The following is a 230-nucleotide window of genomic DNA, read 5'->3' as shown; positions in this document are numbered from 1 at the left end:
ACGATGTCGAGACGCGGGTCGAGCATGTCCCGCACCACCCGACGCACAGCCACAGCTGCCCCGATCCGGACCACGATCGCGAGCACGTACAGCCGTTCCTGGCCCGCACCGTTGGCCAACTGGCTGTCCAGATAGCCCCAGACCGCGGCGAAGTACGCCGTCTCGGCGATCGTGAACACGAGCCAGTCCACCCACCGTGGCCGCGCGAGCACCAGCAGCGGCAGCAGCCA

The 230-nt window shown here is 68.7% G+C and carries 1 pseudogene; it reads right to left on the bottom strand.

From position 1 onward, the window contains the following. Positions 1-230, bottom strand: a pseudogene (locus BN358_RS27275) (hypothetical protein); the annotation flags it as partial.

Origin of the sequence: Sedimentibacter sp. B4, from assembly GCF_000309315.1 — a bacterium.
In the GTDB taxonomy this organism is placed as follows: domain Bacteria; phylum Bacillota; class Clostridia; order Tissierellales; family Sedimentibacteraceae; genus Sedimentibacter; species Sedimentibacter saalensis.
Note: the sequence above shows the minus strand (reverse complement) of the source record. Positions and strands in the feature narration are given on the sequence as shown.